Annotated in this window: 14 protein-coding genes; 8 read left to right on the top strand and 6 right to left on the bottom strand. The window is 59.4% G+C overall.

The features are described from left to right. A partial coding sequence (locus JT360_RS31285; protein WP_214477032.1) for an ABC transporter substrate-binding protein occupies positions 1-376 on the bottom strand: 376 nt, incomplete at its 3' end. A gap of 492 nt (positions 377-868) precedes the next feature. Here JT360_RS31285 and JT360_RS31280 point away from each other — a divergent pair. The 3 genes from JT360_RS31280 (at position 869) to JT360_RS31270 (ending at position 6,849) form a co-directional block, all read left to right on the top strand. After that, entirely contained in the window at positions 869-2,374 is a 1,506-nt protein-coding gene (locus tag JT360_RS31280; RefSeq protein WP_214477030.1) for an adenylate/guanylate cyclase domain-containing protein, read from the top strand. A gap of 475 nt (positions 2,375-2,849) precedes the next feature. Further along, positions 2,850-6,149, top strand: a complete 3,300-nt coding sequence (locus tag JT360_RS31275) for an ATP-binding protein (protein WP_214477029.1) — start codon at positions 2,850-2,852, stop codon at positions 6,147-6,149. 19 nt (positions 6,150-6,168) lie between these two features. After that, a complete protein-coding gene (locus JT360_RS31270) occupies positions 6,169-6,849 on the top strand; it encodes a redoxin domain-containing protein (RefSeq protein ID WP_214477034.1) in 681 nt (226 codons plus the stop codon). Positions 6,850-6,957: 108 nt separating this feature from the next. On the opposite strand, the gene JT360_RS31265 is transcribed toward JT360_RS31270, so the two are convergent. The 4 genes from JT360_RS31265 to JT360_RS31250 are packed head-to-tail and all read right to left on the bottom strand — an operon-like array spanning position 6,958 to position 11,868. Beyond that, positions 6,958-8,028 carry an adenylate/guanylate cyclase domain-containing protein gene (locus tag JT360_RS31265; protein WP_214477027.1) on the bottom strand — a complete coding sequence of 357 codons (1,071 nt, stop codon included), beginning with the start codon at positions 8,026-8,028 and terminating at the stop codon, positions 6,958-6,960. Positions 8,029-8,031: 3 nt separating this feature from the next. Beyond that, positions 8,032-8,526 (bottom strand): Rab family GTPase, encoded by a 495-nt coding sequence (locus JT360_RS31260; protein ID WP_214477023.1) that lies wholly within the window; start codon positions 8,524-8,526, stop codon positions 8,032-8,034. Positions 8,527-8,537: 11 nt separating this feature from the next. Then, entirely contained in the window at positions 8,538-11,195 is a 2,658-nt protein-coding gene (locus JT360_RS31255; RefSeq protein ID WP_214477021.1) for an OmpA family protein, read from the bottom strand. A 7-nt stretch (positions 11,196-11,202) separates the two neighbouring features. Further along, on the bottom strand, positions 11,203-11,868 hold the full coding sequence (locus tag JT360_RS31250) for a DUF3450 domain-containing protein (protein ID WP_214477019.1): 666 nt from the start codon (positions 11,866-11,868) through the stop codon (positions 11,203-11,205). A 140-nt stretch (positions 11,869-12,008) separates the two neighbouring features. Here JT360_RS31250 and JT360_RS31245 point away from each other — a divergent pair, with 140 nt between their 5' ends. The 5 genes from JT360_RS31245 (at position 12,009) to JT360_RS31225 (ending at position 20,164) form a co-directional block, all read left to right on the top strand. After that, positions 12,009-12,302 carry a hypothetical protein gene (locus JT360_RS31245; RefSeq protein ID WP_214477017.1) on the top strand — a complete coding sequence of 98 codons (294 nt, stop codon included), beginning with the start codon at positions 12,009-12,011 and terminating at the stop codon, positions 12,300-12,302. A gap of 133 nt (positions 12,303-12,435) precedes the next feature. After that, entirely contained in the window at positions 12,436-12,597 is a 162-nt protein-coding gene (locus tag JT360_RS31240; RefSeq protein WP_214477015.1) for a glycosyltransferase family protein, read from the top strand. Positions 12,598-12,603: 6 nt separating this feature from the next. Continuing rightward, positions 12,604-15,516, top strand: a complete 2,913-nt coding sequence (locus tag JT360_RS31235; protein WP_214477013.1) for a trifunctional glycosyltransferase/class I SAM-dependent methyltransferase/polysaccharide deacetylase — start codon at positions 12,604-12,606, stop codon at positions 15,514-15,516. Between the two features lie 338 nt (positions 15,517-15,854). Further along, positions 15,855-18,080 (top strand): mechanosensitive ion channel family protein, encoded by a 2,226-nt coding sequence (locus tag JT360_RS31230; protein ID WP_214477011.1) that lies wholly within the window; start codon positions 15,855-15,857, stop codon positions 18,078-18,080. 407 nt (positions 18,081-18,487) lie between these two features. Beyond that, the gene (locus JT360_RS31225) at positions 18,488-20,164 is read left to right on the top strand and encodes a tetratricopeptide repeat-containing sulfotransferase family protein (RefSeq protein ID WP_214477009.1); all 1,677 of its coding nucleotides are present in this window, start codon (positions 18,488-18,490) and stop codon (positions 20,162-20,164) included. A 343-nt stretch (positions 20,165-20,507) separates the two neighbouring features. Here the strand turns inward: JT360_RS31225 and JT360_RS31220 are convergent. Then, positions 20,508-21,561, bottom strand: a 1,054-nt coding sequence (locus tag JT360_RS31220; protein WP_214477007.1) for a porin, incomplete at its 5' end; no start/stop codon positions are given.

The following is a 21,561-nucleotide window of genomic DNA, read 5'->3' as shown; positions in this document are numbered from 1 at the left end:
GCTGCGGATTGGTCGATGCCGGGGATATCTGCAGTACCCCTGCTGCCTCATAGACCGCCGATACCGGGATCGACGTCTCAGAGCACATGTGCCCGACAACGAAAACGACACCGTCAGCCACTAGCTTTTGGGCTGCCGCCATTGCTTGCTCGGGATCGCAGAAGTCGTCGACCGAGATGAGCCTGACCTTCTGGCCGAGCACGCCGCCCGCCGCGTTGACGTCGGCCACTGCCATCTCTGTGCCGCGCTCCAGCTGCTCGCCGATCCAGGCAAGCTGCCCCGTTAGCGGGCCTACCGCGCCGATCAGCACCTCCGCCCGCGCGGAACTGAACACGGCCGCGAGAACTAAGATCGCTATGGCGATGATGCGGTGCATGTGTGCACCCCCTTGACTGTAGCTTACGCCAATCCCGTCAGAGCCGACAGCCCCTTCGGCAAGCGCGACTATCTCGGTTGCTATTGCAGCGCACACCCAATTTGGCGAAGCAATCATACACTGGAATGGCGTGTTACGTTCGCTGAGGTCGGAATCGCGTGCCAAATCCGGACGTTACCACTGACCGGAGTGAGCGTCGTGATTGGGTCAAACTTCATCGTACGCCTTCTGCGAACGACCGTCCGCAAAGGGGTCGAATGTTCTCATTCGCCTCGTCGATTGGAACGAGCAAGTTGCGCCACGAGCCGACATTCGTGTTGCCGCCAGGCGAACGATCACTACCGATGCAGAGCGTTCGTTCCTCGCAAAGAGCGCTGGGGCTAGCCGAGACTGTCGTCGGACCGCGGTGAGTCAGAGGCTCGGACGAGGATCACATCGCTGCGTCGTTTTCTGCCATCGCCCCCGCCAGCCAACAGAGAGTGCGCTAAGCCCATGGTCTTCGCAACGGAACCATCTCGGCTTCATCGGCGCCCGAATCTTGCACGATTCGATTGCCTGAGCCGATTGGTGCTACACTGGCGAGCCGGCCAACGCCGCAGACCTCTGTTCAAGAATATGACCAAAGTAACCGCTTTACCTGACCAGATCGATTTTAACGTGGCCGCCGATGAGACCTTGCTCGAGGCGGCTCTCAGATCGGGCGTGCCGTTCGCCCATGCCTGCGGCGGCCGGGCGAAATGCTCGACATGCCGCGTCTGGGTGCTCGATGGCCTGGAGGCCTGCCCGGCCCGGAATTCCGATGAGACTTCGATGGCGGACCGGTTGAGATTGGCGGATGAAGTTAGGCTGGCCTGTCAGCTCAGGCCGGAAGGCGAGCTTCGCGTCCGACGCCTTGTGCTGGACGAAACCGATATGATGATCACCAGCCAGCTTGGCGGATCTGCCGCGACGCGTTGCGGCGAAGCAAAGCATGTTGCGGTCTTCTTCAGTGACATTGTCGATTTCACGGCGCTGTCTGAGCGGCTTTCGCCCTACGACGTGATGTATCTGCTCAATCGCTACTTCGCCCAGGTCGGCGACATCATCGAGCAGAATGGCGGTTTCATCGACAAACTCATCGGCGATGGGCTCATGGCAATATTCGGCATCGACGATCAGCCCGACGCTCCGCTCCGCGCCGTGAATGCCGCGCTCCAGACCCTCGCCACAGTCGATCGTCTGAAGCCGTTCTTTAGCTCGATGTATGGCATCGATTTCGATATTCGTATCGGCCTCAACTATGGCGAAGCCGTCATCGGCACATTGGGTTTCGCCGGACACGAACGTCTCACGGCAATCGGCGATGTGGTGAATCTGGCCAGCCGGGTCGAGGCGGCCAACAAAGATGCTGGTACGCGCTTGCTGATATCCGAGGCCCTCCGCGACCAGATCGCCGACAAGGCGGAAATCGGCGACTTCGTCAGGGTACGCCTTCGCGGTACCGGCGAGCGCACAAGCCTGTTCGAAATAGTCAGGCTGAAGCCCGAAATTGACGCCGAGCTGAATGCCAGACGGCCTCGCGAAACCATCCGTCAGGGAGGCAGGAGGTGGATTCGCGCTTTTGCCGAAGACGAGCTTCAGCCCTACGAACGCCGGATTCTCGATTTTGAAGACTACGATATCGTCGTCGTTCGCGGATCCGACAACTATTGCGCCTTCAACAATGCCTGCCCGCATCTTCACCTGCCGCTCTACGAACGCCGAAGTTCCGCTCAGGCCGAAGTGCTGAAGCTCCCACACACGGAGAGCACGATCACCGCAGATCTTGGCCTGGTCTGCCGCTGGCATCAGAGTTGTTTCGACCTGCTTACCGGCGAAATCAGGGGGTGGGCGAAGTTGGAGCACGATGGTACCAGGGCGGGCCTTGAATATTTGGGTGACATTTCGAAAAACCGCGCAAAGCTGATCGTATATCCCTGCCGAAAGCAGGACGGCTTTGTGTGGATCGGGCTCGAGTGAAGCGACTTTCCGATATTTCAGTTTTCCGTCGCGATCCCATGTCGCCTTTTCTCACATTATCGGACCTTCGTGATCCTGAGACTGAACGGCAGCATCGGGTCAAACTTCACCGTACGCCTTCTGCGAACGAGCGTCCGCAACGGGGTTGAATGGTGCCGTTTGTCGGGTCGATGGGAACGAGCAGTAGCGCCAACTGCCGACGCTCAGCGCCAGACAATGAGCGTCTTGTTTTGGGCGTAAGCAGTAAGTCCGCTTGATATCCTCGAACAGGGCTGTCAACGCTGCTTCGACGCAAACGACGGCCACGCAGCCGCCCGAATCGGCAGCGCTCTGCCACCGGACCCACACTGATCGCTCGATGCCCATTTGCGCTGCCACTTGCCGGTCGACGGCTATCGGTTCATCCTTGCGAATACCTTGGCCGTGAAGTGCGTAGCGGGATCGCGCCGTCACGGCCCTAGTGAGGTCTTGTTCGATGGACTGCTCGGGCTGCGGTTTCGAGGTTGAGGGTGGCTACGCTTTCTGTCCGAGGTGTGGCAGGCGCCAGCCCGTGCCATGCGCCAGTTGCGGCTACCTCTGCGCACCTGATTTCGAGTTCTGTCCGAAATGTGGGGCAAGCGTTGGTACGCCCGCAAAAGCCGTCGAACGGCCTGCTCCGACACCAAGCCGGACCATTGTGCCGCCTTCTCGAACTCCGTCGCTGCTTGCGAACATCGAAAGCGAAGATGGGCTGCATCCCGTCTCAGACGCCGATCGACGGACGGTAACGGTCCTGTTCGCCGACCTTTGCGGCTTCACGACACTCAGCGAGCAGCTCGACCCCGAGGTCATGCAAGCGCTGCAGAACAAACTGTTCAAGGAATTGACGGCGGCCGTGCGAAACTTTGGTGGTTTCGTCGACAAATTCATCGGCGATGCACTGCTCGCCTTGTTCGGTGCGCCGGTCGCGCATGAGGACGATCCGGAACGTGCGCTTCGCGCCGCTCTCGACATGGTGGCCCGGACGGCGCGGCTCGGCGAAAGCGCCCCCCACTCCGGCTCGCCTCTGTTACTCCACATCGGCATAAACACTGGTCCGGTTGTCACTGGCGGATTGGGCATCGGCGCCGCCAAATCCTATTCGGTGACCGGCGACACCGTGAATACGGCGCAACGCCTGCAATCGCTGGCCGCACCGGGTGAGGTGCTGGTAGGCGAGCTCACTCACAGACTGACCCGGCATGCTTTCTCTTACGAGTCGCTGGGTGATGTCGTGCTTCGCGGCAAGGCTGGCAGTGTGCTCGTCCATCGACTGGATGCACCGCTTGCGGCGCCGCGTGCAGCGCGTGGACTCGAGGCGCTCGGCCTCAGCGCGCCGATGATAGGTCGTGATGCGGAGCTCCATAGGATGATGGCGAGCCTTGACCAGGCGTGCGGCGGCTCGGCCCAACTTGTCCGCCTCGTCGGAGAAGCCGGTATCGGCAAATCGCGACTGGTGAAGGAGTTCGTCGCCCGCATCGGCGACGAAGATCGTTTTCGCAACGTCGCCGTGCGGCAGGCCACGTGCTCGCCGCTAGGCGAACAATCTTTTGGCGCCTTGGGCGCAGTGGTGCGTAGCGCTGCCGGGATGATGCAAAACGACAATGGGGACGAAATGCGGGGGAAGCTCGCAGCCTTGCTTGCCGATCTCGGCCTGGAGGGCGAGGAGGCGAAGCGGCTGATGCCTTTGCTCTACCATGTGCTTGGCCTTGGCGACCCGGATGCCACATTGCAGCATGTCGAGCCCGAGCAGCTGCGGCGGCAAATTCTCTACGCAGTCCGCACAATCGTCGAACGGCGGCTTGCGTTGTCGCCGCTGTTGATCGTCGTCGAAGACCTGCACTGGGCCGACGCCGTGTCGCTCGAGGCACTACGTTTCGTGATGGACAGGTTGGAACGCACACGGTTGATGTTGCTGGTCACGCATCGTCCGGCGCCGGACAACGACCAGCTCGACTCAAGTCGGGTCAGTCACACAGCGCTCAGGCTTTCGCCGCTCAACAGTGATGACGGACGCAGACTGCTGGCGGCGCTTTTCGGCGAGAGCTGGGCAAACTCAGCAGGAGGGCTTCTCGACCAGATCCTCGAGCGCGCGGGCGGCAACCCCCTTTTTATCGAGGAGATCGTTCGCGGCCTTATCGACCGCGGTGTGCTGATGCGCGAGGGCGAGCGATGGCGGACTGTGGCAGGCGAAGCCGCAACCGGCATTCCCGCCACTATCCAGGCAATGTTGCTTGCTCGCGTCGACCGGCTGCCACAAGAGGTGCGCCGGTTGGCCCAGGAAGCCGCGGTAATCGGCCCGCGCTTCGATGCCACACTTCTGAAAACCGTGACAGCCGACCCCGCCCGGCTGGAAGCCGGCTGCGAACTGCTTTGCGATGCGGAAATCATCGAGGAAGTTGCCGGATCAGGCTCGGTCTCGTCGCAAAGCTACCGCTTTACGCAAACATTGCTGCAGGACGTGATCTACCAGAATCTGCTCCTGCAACGCCGGACCGAAATCCACGGGCGGATCGGTGCTGCCTTGGAGCAACTGTGCGGCGACAAGCCGGAACGGCTCGAAGATTTGACCGTGCTCGGTCATCATTTCGCACAGAGCGCCGAGCGGGAGAAGGGCGCGCATTACCTGCAGGCGGCAGGAGATCGCGCTCGCATGATATACGCCAATGACGACGCCCTTCGTTTCTACGAGCGAGCACTGACTGCGTTGGACGCGACCGGGCAAACACCGCTCAAACTGGCAATTGCAGAGCGCATTGCCGATTTGAGCGGGCCGGCAGGCCGCCGCGAGATCGCGCACCACCACTACGAGACGGTGTTGCAGGCATACCGCGAGTCGGCCAATCGCGTCGCGTCGGCGCGAGTTTTGCGTAAGATCGGTCGGCTGCTCTGGGACGTCGGCAAGCGGGACAAGGCAGAACCCCGCTATGCTGAGGCGGCAGCGCTCCTCGATGGAGCGGATGCCCCGATCGAGCAGGCGCATCTCTGGCAAGAACGTGGCCGACAGGCGTTCCGTAGCGGAGATCACGCTCTCGCGGCAAAATGGGCAGACGCGGCGCTGGATTGCGTACGCACTCTGACAACGGAGCATGTCTCCGAGGTAGGGCGTGATGCCACTCTTGTGACCGCCGAGGCACTCAATACCAAGGCTGTCGCGCTGGCTCGCCTTGGGCGAAACCGTGAAGCCGTGCGTCAGGTCGAGCACAGCATTGAATTGGCCGAAGCCGCCGGTCTGCTGGGCGCTGCCTGCCGCGGCTACACCAATCTCGGCGTGCTTTACACGATCATCGACCCGGCACAGGCGATGGAGGTCTGCCGGCGCGGTCTTGAAGTGGCGCGCCATATTGGTGATTTGGGCTTCCAGGCGCGCCTTCTCGCCAATCTGGCGGTCGCTTGTTGTACGTTCACGGATCGCTGTCCAACGGAGGGCGTGCCTGCTGCCGAGAAGGCCATCGAGATCGACCGGGCGCTCGACCAGCGCGAGCACCTGCCGGTGCCGTTGATCGTGCTTGGGCAGATCCACCAGTGCAACGGCCGTCCGGACCTGGCGGTTGGGTTGTTCCACGAAGCACTGGACGTAGCGCGCGAAACGGGCGAACCCCAACTGCTGTTTCCGTGCTATGATGGTCTTGCAACGCTTAATCTCGACCTCGACAATCTGGCCGAGGCCGAACGCTACTTTTCCTTGGCGCAGGATATATGCGCCCAGCACGGGCTCGACCCGGAAGCGCTTGTGGTGCTGCCTTTTCTCGACTAGCCGGGGTTGGAGGTTGGAAATGTCCGCGCATAGTGACTTGGTGCCGCTTCAATTGGGCGACCGTGCGCCGAACGTGGTACTCGACGCCATTACCCAGGAAGGCAAGATCGCGCTTGACGACTTTCGCGGACAAAAACCGGTGCTGGTCGGCCTGTTTCGAGGTCTGCATTGTGCGTTTTGCCGGCGCCATATCGCCGCCCAGGCGCGGCTTGATCCGGAGCTGCGCGAAAAGGGTGTGGAGAGCCTGACGGTGGTCAACACGCCGATCGAACGGGCGCGCCTCTATTTCCGCTACCACCCAATGCCGAATCTGCTTGCGGCCTCCGACCCTGAACGCGCTTCACATCGTGCCTTTGGACTGCCCAATCTCGAATTCACCCAAAACGAGACGAACTGGCCGTACAAGGTCTCGATGGCAGCGGCAAAGGATATGCGGGTCGACGTACCAGGCGAGTTGCCCGGTCCAATGGATCCTTTTGCGGCCAGCGAATTCCTCGACAAGAAGGACAATTACGAAGTGACCGAAGCCGACGAGCAGATGATGGCAACGGGACACGGACAACTGATAGGTCAGTTCCTACTGGACCGGCAGGGGATCGTCCGCTGGAGCTTCACGGAGGTTCCAGAAGGTGGGCGATACATGTTTGGGGCGCCAAACCCGCAGGAGCTGATGTCAGCCGTGTCCCAAGTCGCCCAATAGACCGTCGGAAGACTGCAAATGATCCGCATTGCTGCCATTCGCAATGCGGACAATGAAGGTCACCATTGGGTCAAAACTTCGCGTTGGTCGGCACTTCCGTGCGGCAAATCAGGCCGGGAGCCGCCACATTCGCACACGACCTGTACCACGCAATTCCGTTTCCTCGAGTGGGTCGCAAGCAAAATTTGGTCCAAGCAGTTGGCGAGTTGCATCCGAAATACGGATTTCATCGGGCTCCGCGGACGTTTGAATACGCGAGGCGAGATTAACGGTGTCGCCCCACAGGTCATAGGCGAACCGCCTCTTGCCTATGACGCCCGCGACGATTGGTCCTGAGTGAATTCCAATTCTGAGTCTCAGCGGTTCTCCTGCGAAGCGTTCGCGCTTAACCGCCTTGCGCAGCTCAAGTGCATAGCGCGCGAGAGCCTTTGCATGATCGGATCGCGCGGTGGGCAGGCCAGCGACCACCATCACACAATCGCCGATTGTCTTGATCTTTTCGCAGCCGTATCGTTCCGAGAGCCGATCCGCCGCCTTGAAGAAGTAATTTAAAATAGCGAGCGTCGTCACGGCTCCGACGCTCCGCGCTCGTTCCGTAAAACCGACGATGTCGGCGAAAAGCACACTCACTTCTGCGTGGTTGTCAGCAATTTTTTTGTGCGCTTTTAACCGCTCCGCGATCGACGCCGGAAGAATGTTGAGGAGCAGGGTTTCGGCGCGCTGGTATTCACGCGCCAATCCCTCCTGGCTCTTCCTCAACGCCTCGTTCGTCAATTGTAATTTCTCGTTGAGTTGACGCTCCCTCTCTTGCAGGAGTGTCATTTCATAAGCCTTTTGTTGAAGCCGCTGCCTATTGTCGCGTTCGGCAGTGGCGTCCAGAAAGAGCAGCCAAACGCAGGCATTGTCAGCAAAAAAATGAAGGTCCGCGACACGCCCGCTGGGCAGCTCGACCATGGCAATGTGAAACGGAAGCTCCGGGCAAGGCAGCAAACCTTCCATAAATTCAAGCTGCTCGGCAACAGCTTTGCCAATGCGAAGCGATGAGAGTCCGTAATGTTCAACATTTCCGCCCTTAGCAGCTATGCAAAGCTGGGCGTCGATTTTCAGATACGCGACAGAGTGCCCTTTGTAGAAGAAATTGAAAATCCAACTTCTGACTTCTCTTGGCAATCCATGCATGGTCTATTTGGTTACCATCAAAGCAAGTTGACGAAACGCATCATCAACATGCTCGCCCGAGAGCGCACTTGTTAGATAGATTTGCCATCCACGTTGCCTCAGTTCGTTAATCTCACTATCCGATATCGCCCACCGATCGGCCAGATCGGATTTGTTGATCAGCAAGACGAACGGCATAGCGCCGAATTCGGCCTCGGCCCGTTCGCGCAGCGTGAGCGCCACGGCAAGAGTAGCAGCGCGGGTTCCATCGACGACAAGCACAAGCCCGGTTGCACCTCGAACATAGCTGACGCGGAATGAGCCGATATCGTCTTCGCCGGCCAAGTCCCACAAAATCAGATCCACGGTTTTGTCCTGGAGTGCGACATTCTTCTTGTCGATTTTCACTCCCACCGTGGTCAAGTAGGTTTCTGAAAAAATGCTTTGCACAAACCTGCGAACCAGACTCGTCTTTCCGACAGCGAACCCGCCCAGCATGCAGATCTTTTTTTGCAACATCTTGGGCTCCACTAGTCCAGGTTTACCGTAATCGAAACCCGGCGATTGGTAGAGCTCCCAGTTTGACTATTTTCTGGCACCAGCGGCTCAAAAGTGCCGGCGCCCCGAACCAGCAACAGTTCCGGAGCGACGCCGCGTTTGTTGAGAAGCGCACGAACTGTCTCGGCGCGGGCGGCACTGATCGACGCGTTGGCCGTCTCACGGCCCGTGGCGTCCGAATGCCCGGTCAACATGAACCGTGCTGTTACGCCTGACTTGCGGGCATTTTGGGCGAATTCCTTTATTTGATCCGCCAACCTGTCGAGAACCGGCAACTGCTCTGGTCCCGGCACAACTTTGCCGGAATAGAAGAAAATATCGGTCGCCTGGATGGCCTCTCTCAAATAATTAAGTTCCGCAAGGTTCAGCTCATGCAGCTGCGAGACATCCAGAACCACTCCGTCCGCCGAAAGTTGTTCGGCGGCGGCCTGCGCCCGGTTGATCCAGGCGGCAGGAGCCTCACCCACGACAACGATGCGACCCTGGACGATCGAAAGCTGAACCGATTTCGGCGGGGTCAGTGACGCCGTCAGCCGCTTCACCACGAACTTCGGATCAAGGCTCTGATAGAATTGCCATTGCGAATGAACGCGGGCAGGATCAACCTCCGTTCCGGACAGCAGAGCTTTCGGGTCAACGGCAAGCGGGTCTCTCAGGCCGGAAATGTAAAAATCTCCGCCCCTCTCCGTTTGTTGGGCGACGATGATTCCCGGTTGGGCCTCAAGTCGCGACACATAATACTGCCAGTGCTCTGCCGCGCGTGCTTCGGGGCTCACGTCAAGAACCTTGGAGATGTCGAATTCCGGTCCGCCTGCCGAAAGCTGTCGGGCCGCTGCGCGCGCCCGATCTATCCAGGTGTCGGGAGCCTCACCCTCGGCAACGATGCGACCCTGGACGATCGAAAGTCGTACTGAATTCAGCGGATACAGCAACGCCGTCAGCCGCTTCAACACGAACTCCGGTTCAAGGCTCTGATAGAATTGCCACTGCGAATGGACGCGAGCGGGATCGATCTGCGTTCCGGGCAACAGCGACTGCGGGTCGGCGCCAAGCGGGTCTCTCAGGCCAACAATATAGAATTGACCATCGCGTATCTTTTGTTCGGCAACGATGATGCCCGGCTGGGTCTCCAGTCGCGACACGTAGGCCTGCCAGTGCTCCGCCTCGCGCACTTCGGGGCTTACATCGCGGACTCTGGAGATATCGAATAGCGGCCCGCCTGCCGAAAGCTGTCGGGCCGCTGCGCGCGCCCGATCTATCCAGGTGTTGGGAGCCTCACCCTCGGCAACGATGCGATCATTGACAATCGAAAGTCGTACTGAAACCGGCGGAGCCAGCGACGCCGTCAGCCGCTTCAACACGAACTCCGGTTCAAGGCTTTGATAGAATTGCCACTGCGAATGGACCCGGTCGGGGTCGACCTGCGTTCCGGACAACAGCGACTGCGGGTCGGCGCCAAGCGGGTCTCTCAGGCCGGCAATATAGAATTGGCCATCGCGTATCTTTTGTTCTGCAACAATGATGCCCGGCTGGGTCTCCAGTCGTGACACATAGGCCTGCCAGCGCTGCCCGGATTGCCAGGAAAGAAAGAACCAGCCGCCTGCCAGAATCAAAAGCAGCAGGGCCAGGGCCACCACCAGCCACGGAAATCCCTGGTTTGATTCCTCCTGCTTCAGCTCGACGCAGGTCTGCAACTGCGCCTCTACGCCGGCCAACTGCGAACTGTCGCCGTCAAACTCCACTAAAGCCTGTGAGCATTCCTCATGGATACGAAGCAATACATCGCGAATTATTTCATGTAAGTCCTCTGGCGGATTTCCACGGATCACCGCAACCAGGGTCGCAAACGGCCCAACTTCCGACCAGAGACGAAGGTCGCCAAAACGAATAGTGTCCAGGCCGCTCTGTTCTTTCTCGTTAAATGAGTCTTTTACAAAATCTTGAATTGCACTAAGCATCGACGAAATGAGTTGAGGGTCTTCGCTCGTTGCATTATCGGCAGTTACATGCGCTATCAAAAGCCCTGAATTGCGGTTAATGAGAAAGGCATGCTCTACACGATAGATAAGAGAATGCTTCAGGACAACTTCCGAGAAGCTGGCTCCAGTTCTCCAGGATTCAAATCTCCACTTAAGCCCATGCCAGGTAAATATATGCCTTAAAGTTTCATTCAGCGACTGAAAGGTTTGGTCGATCTTTTCACCGATCGACTTGCGAATTGCCGGCAGAAACACCGGGTATAATATGTCCGTCAGCGTGCGCGGGCTCTTCTGGATGGACCGTTGCACAGCCCTTTCGACAGCTGGCGCAAGGGCCTCGCCGAGTTGCGTATGAGGCGCTCGTGCGGCCGCACTGGAAAGAACGCCGCCCACGGCTGCCGCAAGCTGCTCCGGTTCGTCCAGCAGATGCGTAACGCGTGAAAGCTCTGAAATTTCGCGGCTGACCAGCAGCTGGCGCAGCGTTTCCATGCGAGGATCGGCGCTTGGAACTGCGTCCAAACGCGCACGATAATCCGGATCAACGTTCCGGGCAATTTCGATCAAAAGACGAGCCAGAGCCTCGCGATCAATCTCTGTATCGTTCGAGGCTGTTCTTTGCGGAAGGCTGATTGGGTCGACGGTTGACGTCAAGTTCCGATCAACTCACTTTCCAGCTACGCTCCGAGTTGCTCTTGCTGCCGACAGGGTCCTGATTGAGACATTTTGCAACCTCGACAAACAGGCCCGCCAAAAGATTTCGGTCGGTCTTGACATTGCCGAGATCGGAAAACATCTTCTCCATTAGCATCTGAATGCCTTCATTCTTTTGCTTGATTTCCTCACGCAGCAAATGATCGTTTCGATTTATCCGGTCCGCAACTTCGCGCTCAAGCTCGCTCACTTGATCCGACAATGCGCGCACCTGCTTTTCAAGGGCCTGATTTTGCTCGCGAAGATTCCGGTCAATCTCCTTGTCGCCGTCGGCTCGCGCGTCTTTTTCGTTCCGCAGTTGCCCCGCAAGCGAGTCGACCTGCTTCTTTGCATTTGACTCGTACATTTCAAGATTGCGCTTGGCCTCGGATTCGACATCCTTGAAGCGCTGCAAGACCCGCTCTTCCAGCTTGGAAAAACGGCGGTCATAGTCCTGCATCTGGTTGCCGAACAGAAGATCACGTATCTTGTCGACACCTACAGCGTCGCCGGGGGCCCCGCTCTCGCGAGCCTGGCTCGCCATGAAGGTCAGCCCGTTTGCGTCTGCATTACTTGTCAGATTTCCGTCCGCTTTATTTGCCGAAGAAGCGGTACTCGACGATTCCTTGGCCATCCCTATGCCCCTTCACTTGACTAGCTGCCACAGTGCTAATTTAGAAACTAATAAACATGTCAGCAAAATAGCCGGCCCGCAAGCCGGATTCTTCTCGGCTTAAGCCGGTTCGTGCGTTCCGATTTCGGGTAGATTTGGACATGCGGCTCGACCTCGACAATCTGCCCAGCGAACCGGCTCTTCTGCGGCATCTTGTGCGTGACATGGCGGCGGTTGTCGAGCACTGGGACGGTGAGATCGAGCGCCTTAAATCCATCATCAGGCAACTGCAGCGCTCGCAGTTCGGCCGCGGTTCCGAGTGGGTCGATCCGGATCCGCTTGCGCTCGCGTCTTCGCCCGCGATCATCTTTTTTGCCGATGGCCGCCGCCCTAAGCCGTCGGGCACGAGCGCTTGCCATTCAAGCCTGTCTTCAAGTCTTTTTTCTTGCCTCTAATTCGCCCCGACCTTGACAGGGCAGTGCTGCGATCCGATGCCGTTATTCCGGTTTTGACATTCGCCGACTCTTGCCGAAGAAAACGAAGGCTCGATGATCCAGGATAATGCTACCGCAAGGCGGTGTGGTACCGATGTTCAATGTCGAGCAAAACATCGGCGCAATGCATGCCGGCATCCGCCGGCATATGGTCGTGGTGGACGATGGGTCGAACGGATCGGCGTCAATTGTGACGGCCTACGCCGACAAAGATCAACGCATCTTGTTCTACCTTCGAACCACCAGGCGCGGGTAAGACAACGTGGCGCATAATCCATTGGTTTCAATCGTAGTTCCTGCGCACAACGCGGAGGTAACGCTGGCGCGCGCACTCGATTGTCTTCTCGATCAGGAAATCGTGGATTGGGAGGCTATCATCGTCGACGACGCCTCCACGGACCGCACCCCCGCGACCATCGCCGGTTATGTGGAACAAGATGCCCGATTTCGGACGTTGAGTTCTTGCGCGTATAGCCCCGCCGGCGCACGCAATAACGGGATTTCGACGGCGCGCGGCCACTGGCTGATGTTCCTGGATGCCGACGATTGGTTGGATGCCAGCTTCCTTACGAAAATGCTGGCCGCACTGAAAACCGCTCCCGACGCAGTGGCCGCCTATTGCGGTTCTCGGCGCGTGATGCCCGATGGTGCACTCACCCCATCGAGCATCGCCCCCGAGGTTGCGATCCAACCGTTCGACACATTCGCGCGACGCTGTGCCATCCGCACTCACGCGCTGCTGGTCGACCGGGCGACGATCGTCGAGTTGGGCGGTTTCGATGTGTCGCTGCGCACCTGCGAGGACTGGGATCTGTGGCAGCGCCTCGCACGTCTCGGCAAAAACTGGGTGATTGTCGACGAGCCGCTCGCCTTCTATCGAGCCAGCGCCAACGCGCTCACCCGCAATTCGACGCAGATGCTGGTAGACGCGGAAATCGTGATTGCCCGCGGCTTTTCTGCTGATCCCCGAGTCAAACATCCGGCGTCCGCGCACGCCAATGGAGCGAACCCGTCGGACGGCAGCACCGCTTCCGAAGCACTCGCGTGGTTCGCCTTGTGGAACGCCGCGTCGGATTGCGGCCGCGGCTCGGGCTCGATCAACCCGCAGCCCCTGCGCGCGCTCCCGGCAGGACGTAAGTGGGCGCGTGAGATCGCCAAGGTGGCCTTCGATGGCCTGATGGTAGGAAGCCTATCGGTGCCAGCGCAATTGGCTGCCAAGTGGGACAGGTTCGGCGGCGCCCTCACCGAGTTGATTACCGAACTCGGCAAACTCTGGGACAATCCCGCAGCGGCTCGCCGCATCCAGTACCAGCTTGAGGAAATGCTTCTCGACGGCGACGACCTTGCCGCGCCGCGCAGGCTGGCGCGGACGCTCGGGATTCGCGTCGATGTTCGAAATCCGACCTCGACCGAACTGCGGGAAGGGATCGATCAAATCTATGCCTACCTGATGATGGATGGCCAGATCCAGGCCGTCGTGCAATTCGGCGTACTGGGGAAAGTGACAAGGGATCATTGGATTGAACTGATCCGGAATTTCGCACCGCAAAAGGAGGCCGGCGCCGACACTTCGAACACGCTTGCCGCCGAGGCATTGTCAGCCACAGCCGAACGCGGGCCCGATCCGGACAGCCACTTCGGCAGACTCGCGCGATTGGCCGCGCAAGCGCGGGAGCTGGTTCGGTCGAGCGCCGAACCAGCGGAGCCTCCTGCGGCGCCGCGCCGCGCGCGGACCAGGCACGACAAGGATCGCACGTCGTTCTGGAATGGCTATTTCGCGACCGAGGATCCCTGGAACTACGGTTCCTCCTATGAGCAGGAAAAATATCAGCGGCAGCTCGAAATCCTGCCTGCCGGTCCCATCGGACGGACGCTTGAGCTGGCCTGCGCGGAGGGCCACTTCACGCGGCAGCTGGCGCCGCGAGTGGGCCATTTGACCGCAACCGACATCTCCGCCATAGCCGTCGGACGGGCCCGCGCGCGATGCGGCGATCAGCCGAACATTGAATTTGGCGTGCTGGATTTCTGCGCGGACACGCTGCCGGGTGGGATGGATCTGATCTTCTGTTCGGAAGTGCTCTACTACCTGGATGATCTCGCCGAGTTGCGGCGCATTGCCAAGAAATTCGCTGAGGCGTTGGCGCCTGGCGGCAGTTTCATCAGCGCACACGCATTCGTGCTGCGTGACAATGTCGAAAAGACGGGCTTCGACTGGAACACATTCGGTGCACAAGCGATCTCAGAGACTCTGGCAGCGACCGAAGGCCTCGTGCTCGAGCAATCGATCCAGACCGAACTCTACCGCATAGACCGCTTCCGCCGCCTTTCGCCGGACGATGTGGTGGCGGAACCGGTGATCGATCATGTGCCGATCAGCGCGCCCATCGAAATCGGGGTCGCGCGAAATATCGTCTGGGGCGGGGCGCGGGCCCTTCGCCGCGACGTCGCACGTAACGAGCGGCGCCAGCATATCCCCGTCCTCATGTATCACGGCGTCGCCGATGAAGGTCCGGACGCGCTCGCCCGTTTTCGGCTCACGCCCAACGCATTCGCGGGCCAGATGGCATGGCTGCGCGCCAATGGCTTTCACGCCATTGGGTCCGAGCAGCTGGAGCAGTCCATCGCCAACCGCCAGCCTGTCGTTGGCCGCCCGGTGCTCATCACCTTCGACGACGGCTTCCAGAACTTTGCCGACCATGCCTGGCCGATCTTGCGTGCGCACGACCTGACTGCGGAAGTGTTCCTGGTGACGGACCTGGTGGGTGAAAGTGCAAAATGGGACGCCGGCATCGGCCCGCCGACGCGGCTTATGGACGCCGGAACGGTGCGACGTCTCGCCGCCGAAGGTGCTTTGTTCGGAAGCCATCTGGCGACGCATCGCGCGATCGATGGCCTGTCGAGCTCCGACCTGGCCGCCGAGCTCCTGCGCTCTCGCATGTTCATCGAACGGTGGAGCGGTCGGCCAACCACGGCGTTCGCAGCACCCTTCTCCGTCACCGACCGGCGGCTTGGCAGACTGGCCAAGGAATGCGGCTATCGGATCGGCTTCGGCGGCAGACATGGGCCGGCGGACCTCGACAGCGACCCCATCGACCTTCCGCGCATTGAGATTCGCGGAGACCGCTCGCTCGACGACTTTGTTGCCACTCTCGAGGCCGTGCTCCAAGAGCGGTGAACTCGTCAGTGTCATTGTTCCCCGTTCACAATCGCAAGATAGACGAGACGCTCCGCACGCGACCAGACTCTGGCGATCGCCCGATGTCACGCCGATCGGAATGCCCTGCCCTGGCGGCTAAATGAACACCGCCAAATACCCGGCGCAAACGTTCTGGCTCGGAACGATGACGTCTTGCACCGCGACATCGGTTTCTTCAAGGTAAGACAACAACGGACATAGATGTCGTTCCTCGCCGATTTGACCGGAAAGCTAACAGCACGATGGCACTCACAATTCGACGATTGGTACCCAGGAATCTGGCACGCCCGACACAACGTCTCCGAGATCTGAGCGCGATGTTTGTCCTGATTGCCGGGCCGCTCGTTGTTGGGATCGCCCTCTTGCTGGCCGGTCAGGCACAGGCGCAGGCGCCGGCGACCGCCCCGCCTGAAAGGGTCAAACAGCTGTTCGAGCTTCTCGACGATCCATCAGTGAAGACCTGGATGGCCGAACAACGAAATCAGGACGCCGGGTCAAGGGGAGCGCCTGCCGAGACAGGAGCTTCGCCGACTGACGCATCGTCCGGCGCCGCGGCCGCACCAGGCCAGATGAACACGATGGCATCCTCGACGCTCGATCGGATCAGGCATCATATCGAAAGAATCGTCCGAACTTTGCCCTTGCTGCCAGGCCAGTTCGCGCGCGTGCGGGCCGAGACCATGGAGGATATGTCCAGCAAGGGACCTGTCAGCGTATTTATGCTGGTTGCGATGTTCATCGCTGCCGGCCTGGCGCTTACTTGGGGAACGTACAAAGTCACCCGGCCATTTCGGCTTTGGATTATCGCGCAACCGAAGGATACGCCCGTTGGGCGAGCCAAGAAGATTGGCGGTCGCGCGCTTTATTCCAGCATGCTGATCGTCTCTTTCGCACTGGGCAGCGCCGGCGCGTTCATGCTGTTCGACTGGCCAATGCTTATCCGCGAGATTGTTCTGACATTTCTGGTGGCGGCAGTCGTTACGTGGGGTGTGCGCATGTACGTCATGGCCACGCTCGTCCCTTCCTTCATGAAGGTCGAGAACGCCGTCGAGGTTCGTGCCTTGCCGATCACCAACGAAACGGCTGACCATTGGTCCTATTGGCTGCCCCGGATCGTCGGCGTCTTCGCCTTCTTCGGCGCCGCGTTTATCCTCCTGCCCGGTCTCGGCATCGATCAGGACGGAATGATGGTCCTGTCACTGGGCGCCGATTTCGTACTGCTGTTGCTCTTGCTGCTTGCCGTCTGGCGTCGGCCACGAACGCAGCGAGACGGTGCGCGCCACGGCGGCCACGCGGAAGCGACATGGTTATTGACTGCTTATTTCGTCGTTCTGTTCCTGCAGCGCATCGCCGGCCTTTATACAATCTTCTGGTTTACCTTCGCCGCATTCTTCCTGCCCTTGGCAATCGTCCTGACGCAGCGCGGGGTCAATTTCGTTCTGCGGCCGGGTTCGGAAGATGCCGGCCGGCCTACGATCCCGGCGGTGACGATCGCTGTCATCGATCGCGGAATCCGAATGATTTTCATCCTGGCGGCGGCTTACTTTCTCGCGCGTGTCTGGGGCCTGAACATGCAGTCAATGCAGGAGGGCAATGCGACCGCGACGTTCATATTGCGCGGCTTGATCAATGTCGTGGTCATTGCCCTCGCAGCCGATTTCGGCTGGTCGATCATCAAAGCTTTGATCGAACGAAAGCTGGGCATCGAAACACCGCACCCTGTGATCAGCGACGAGGAGGCCCCGATCCTCGATCCGCAGCAGGCGCGGCTGCACACGCTCTTGCCGATCCTGCAGAACATTCTGCTCGCATCGATCATCGTGATGGCTGTGCTTATGATGCTCGCCTCGCTGGGTATCCAGATCGGCCCGCTGATCGCCGGCGCTGGCGTCGTCGGCGTCGCGGTGGGCTTTGGGGCACAAACCATCGTCAAGGACATCATTTCGGGCGTGTTTTTTCTGCTCGACGATGCGTTTCGTGTCGGCGAATATATTTCCTCAGGCAACTACAAGGGTACCGTGGAAAGCTTTTCGCTGCGCTCGGTGAAGCTGCGCCACCATCGTGGTCCGCTGTTCACGATACCGTTCGGTGAACTCGGGGCAGTCCAGAACCAGAGCCGTGACTGGGTTATCGACAAATTCAACATCACCGTCGGCTATGACACCGATATTGACTTCGCCCGCAAGCTGATCAAGCGGATCGGCCTCGAATTGGCGGAAGACCCCGAGTTCAAACACTGGGTGCTCGACCCGATCAAGATGCAGGGCGTACAGGAGTTCGGCGAGTACGGCATCGTGTTGAGGGTCAAGGCCATGACCAGACCGGGAGGCGCCTTCGGTATGAAACGTAAATTCTATGTACGGCTGCGCCAAGTCTTCAAGGAGCAGGGCATCGAACTCCCATTTCCGACCGTCCAGGTCCAGGGGCTACAGAACCCACATGGGACAGAGAATGCGCCGTTGGAGATCACACCCGAGTTAAAAATGGCCGTCGCGCAGTCGCACACTATCCGTCGCAGAAAAAAAGCCAGCACGACGGAATAGGAAAGAGCGCCGTCACCGGACCGACGTCGGGGATCGCCACTAAGCGGCAGGGTTCGTGCGCGCCTCGTGCAACCGGCAATACTGTCTCTACAGCGCCGCCGGTGCCGACGCCATGGCGTCCACGAGTTCGGTCGAAGGAGCGCCATGACCCGCCGAGACATCGCGACGAGGTTTGCAGGTGGTTGCTTATAACGCATCCCATGAATGGATTGAGACGCACCAAAACTTGTGGTCACCGTATCGTCTTGGCAGTGCGCAGGGAGCTAGATTACTACCGCAAGCGCGGAACGGAAATCCGATAAGGGTCGATCCGGAAGAATGGGCAAATCGATGGGGCGACGCCAGCGCTCTGCGCAAAACGGCTATTGAGGCTGGATTCTCCAAGCCCCTTTTGCTAGCGAAACAGGATGAGCAACCGATTGCCGCCCGCATGGGCAAAGCACCTCAAGGCCCAACCCTGGCTGAAGGCCTCATCAGCGAAGGCTGCGCCACTCAAAGCACAATCCAAGGCAGGCCCCCACCGCAGCCACCCCGACGACTTGCTTTTACGGCAGGCGCTCGAGTTGCAGCAGACCGAACGCCTGTCCGAGGCTGAGGAACTGTGCCATAGGGTCCTGGCTCGCACGTCAAACCATCCGCTAGCCCTGTATATCCTGGGAACGCTAGGGCTTGGTTTCGATGACGAAAAGTCGCTGCGGTACTTTGCTCGGGCGGTGGCAGAGGATTCGCAGAATCCTTACTACCATCTTAGCCTCGGCGAGACCTATTTGAAGGTCAGCGAATTTACGCCGGCGATCAAGCACTTTCAGTACGCCCTGGACTTGAAGCCGGATCTGGTGGAAGCGCTTTGCGCCTTGGGCGATGCCTACAATGCGTTTGACAAGGGGGAGATGGCGCTGCCGCTCTTCGAGAAGGCGCTCAGGATCGACCGAGATCATCCCGTAGCCCGGTTGGGGTTGCCCCGCGCGCTCGCAAGCCTCGGCCGTATGGACGAAGCCGCGGTTCATCTGAAAGAGGCAATAGAACGGCGCATCGCGGTACCGGCTGCCCACGACGCGCTTGTACGCACGCGCAAATTCGCTGAAGAGCCGCCAGAACTCGGGGCAATCCTGACGGAGCTTCAAGACCCGGCCCATGGGCCGGAGGGAGCGGCAGCGCTCCATCACGCCGCAGGAAAGGTTCTCAACGACCTCCGTCGCTATAAGGAGGCGATGGATCACTTTAAGAAGGGCAATCGAGCCGGGGGCCATACATTCGATCTGCAATCTTACCGTCGCTGGGTCGATGGCATGATCGCAACCTTCACGCCGGAACTGGTGGCTTCAAGAGCCGCGTACGGCAATCCCTCGGAGGCGCCTGTATTCGTCGTCGGCATGCCTCGTTCGGGCACGACATTGACAGAGCAGATCTGCGCCAGTCACCCCAATGTTCATGGCGCCGGCGAGCTCAGCAAACTTAGGCGAACAGCCAATGGACTCGGTGTCGCAGACCGCTCCAGCGTGAACTTCGGCCAATCGATCGCGATGATTACTCCCAATCTGACCAGGACTTTGGCCGAAGAGCACCTTGCTTATCTGCGCGAGCGGGCTCCCGACTCGCTGCGAATTGTTGACAAGATGCCTCACAATTTCGAGCTGATTGGCCTGGTTGGCCTTCTTTTCCCCAAAGCGCGTATCATTCATTGTCGTCGCGACGCTATCGACAATTGCATCTCCTGTTTCGTCCTGCAGTTCAATAAAGCCCACAGCTACAGTGCCGATCTTGAGACGCTGGGGCTTTACTACAGGGAGTATGATCGCTTGATGCGGCATTGGGACAAGGTTTTCCCGGGTCGTATTTTCGAAAATCGCTACGAGACGTTGATCGAAAATCAGGAGGAGCAGTCGCGCCGGCTCATGGATTATCTCGGATTGCCGTGGGACGATGCCTGCCTGCGCTTTTTTGACAGGGGCGGCTCCGTAAATACCTACAGCAATTGGCAGGTTCGCCAGCCGATCTATACGTCGTCCGTCAAGCGTTGGAAGAATTACGAAAGCGAGATTCAGCCGTTGATCGAAGCCTTGGGCGATCTTGCTGAGATTTGACCGGTAGTGCCTGATGCTGCGCGCAGTTTAGGTTGCACCCAATCCCGCCGGCGTACGCTTTCCGCCGATAGACCAGTCTAACAGGGTTTCCTCAGGCTTAGCGCCGCGTTCCTTCACCTACTCGCCGGCGTATCCTGGCACAGAAGCTCCCGCCGTTTCGCGCGTCGCTTGCCAAGCAATTTGGCTTCCTCCTTTGCTTTCGCTGCGAGGGTTGTTCTTCCACCGCTGCACGTGTGGCAGCAGGCGGGCGGCATGCCATCGGCTGTCCGAAGTTCCATACAGACGACATGAAAAAACCCGGCGGTTGCCCGCCGGGTTTTCGATTTCAATCAGGCAGCGCCTTTTAGAACGAGCGCTGGAAGCGAAGCATGCCGCCGATTGCGTCGTCATGGCCAGGAGAAATACCGGTCCAGTTCGACACGGAGTCGTCGCCGAGACGCGAGTAGTCGACTTCGGCCGTGACCGTGAAGCCGGGAACGATGTCATAGGCAACGTTCGCGGCGATGCCGATGTTCTTGCCTTCGTCATACGACGCCTGGAGGTTGAACGAGGTCTTTTCGTTGAACTTGTAGGTGCCGCCGCCCCAGACTGCCCAATTGCCGCTCCACGGCTTGTAGAAGCCGCGACCGCCAGCCGGGAACGCCCAGGTGCCGTCCGTCAGGTTGTCGTCGGAGCCGTAGCCGCCCATGATGAACAGCGACAGTTCGTTGGTGGCATTCACGTCCAAACGGACTTTGCCGGAGACTTCTTCATAGTTGCTGTCGTAAGCGATGACGCCAGTAACCGCGCCCCAACCCTGCGTGTACTTCACGCCGCCGACGACATGCGGAACATAGCTGTCGATCGTGTCGGTACCCGAGCCTTCTTCGAGAGAGACCACAGCCGAGAAGCCGTTGCCAGCGTCGAAGTAGTACTGCACGACGTTGGTGTCGAAGCCGCCATAGGGAACCAACGTATCCTGGATGACGTTGCCGGCGTAGCCGATGAACGTATCGAAGGCCGATTCGTCCTTACCGACGCGCAGACCACCGAGCTGGATCCAGGCGAAGTTCAGCGAGACGGTGTCGCCGTTGGCAGCAGTATTGAGCGTTCCGAACCTGCCCGAGTCACGGTTGTTGTTCTGGAAGTTGAAGCGGGTCTCGGTATAGGTCTTCAAGGTGCCGAGTTCGGTTTCCTGACCGGTCCAGGTCTTTAGCGAGAAACGGGCATGCTTGTAGAAGGTATCGTTGCTGCCGCCGTCCTCGTGATCGGCGCTTGTCGCACCGTCGAACGAACCCACGTCGCCGACGCCGATGTCGTAACGGATATAGCCGCCGATGCGCAGGCAGGTTTCGGTGCCGGGGATGTAGAAGTAGCCAGCGCCGTAGACGTCGCAAATCTTGACGTATTCAGCGGGC

It is taken from the genome of Mesorhizobium sp. dw_380 (assembly GCF_018588885.1).
Lineage (GTDB): Bacteria > Pseudomonadota > Alphaproteobacteria > Rhizobiales > Rhizobiaceae > Mesorhizobium.
The sequence above is the reverse complement of the archived record's forward strand: the minus strand, read 5'-3'. Positions and strand labels throughout refer to the sequence as shown.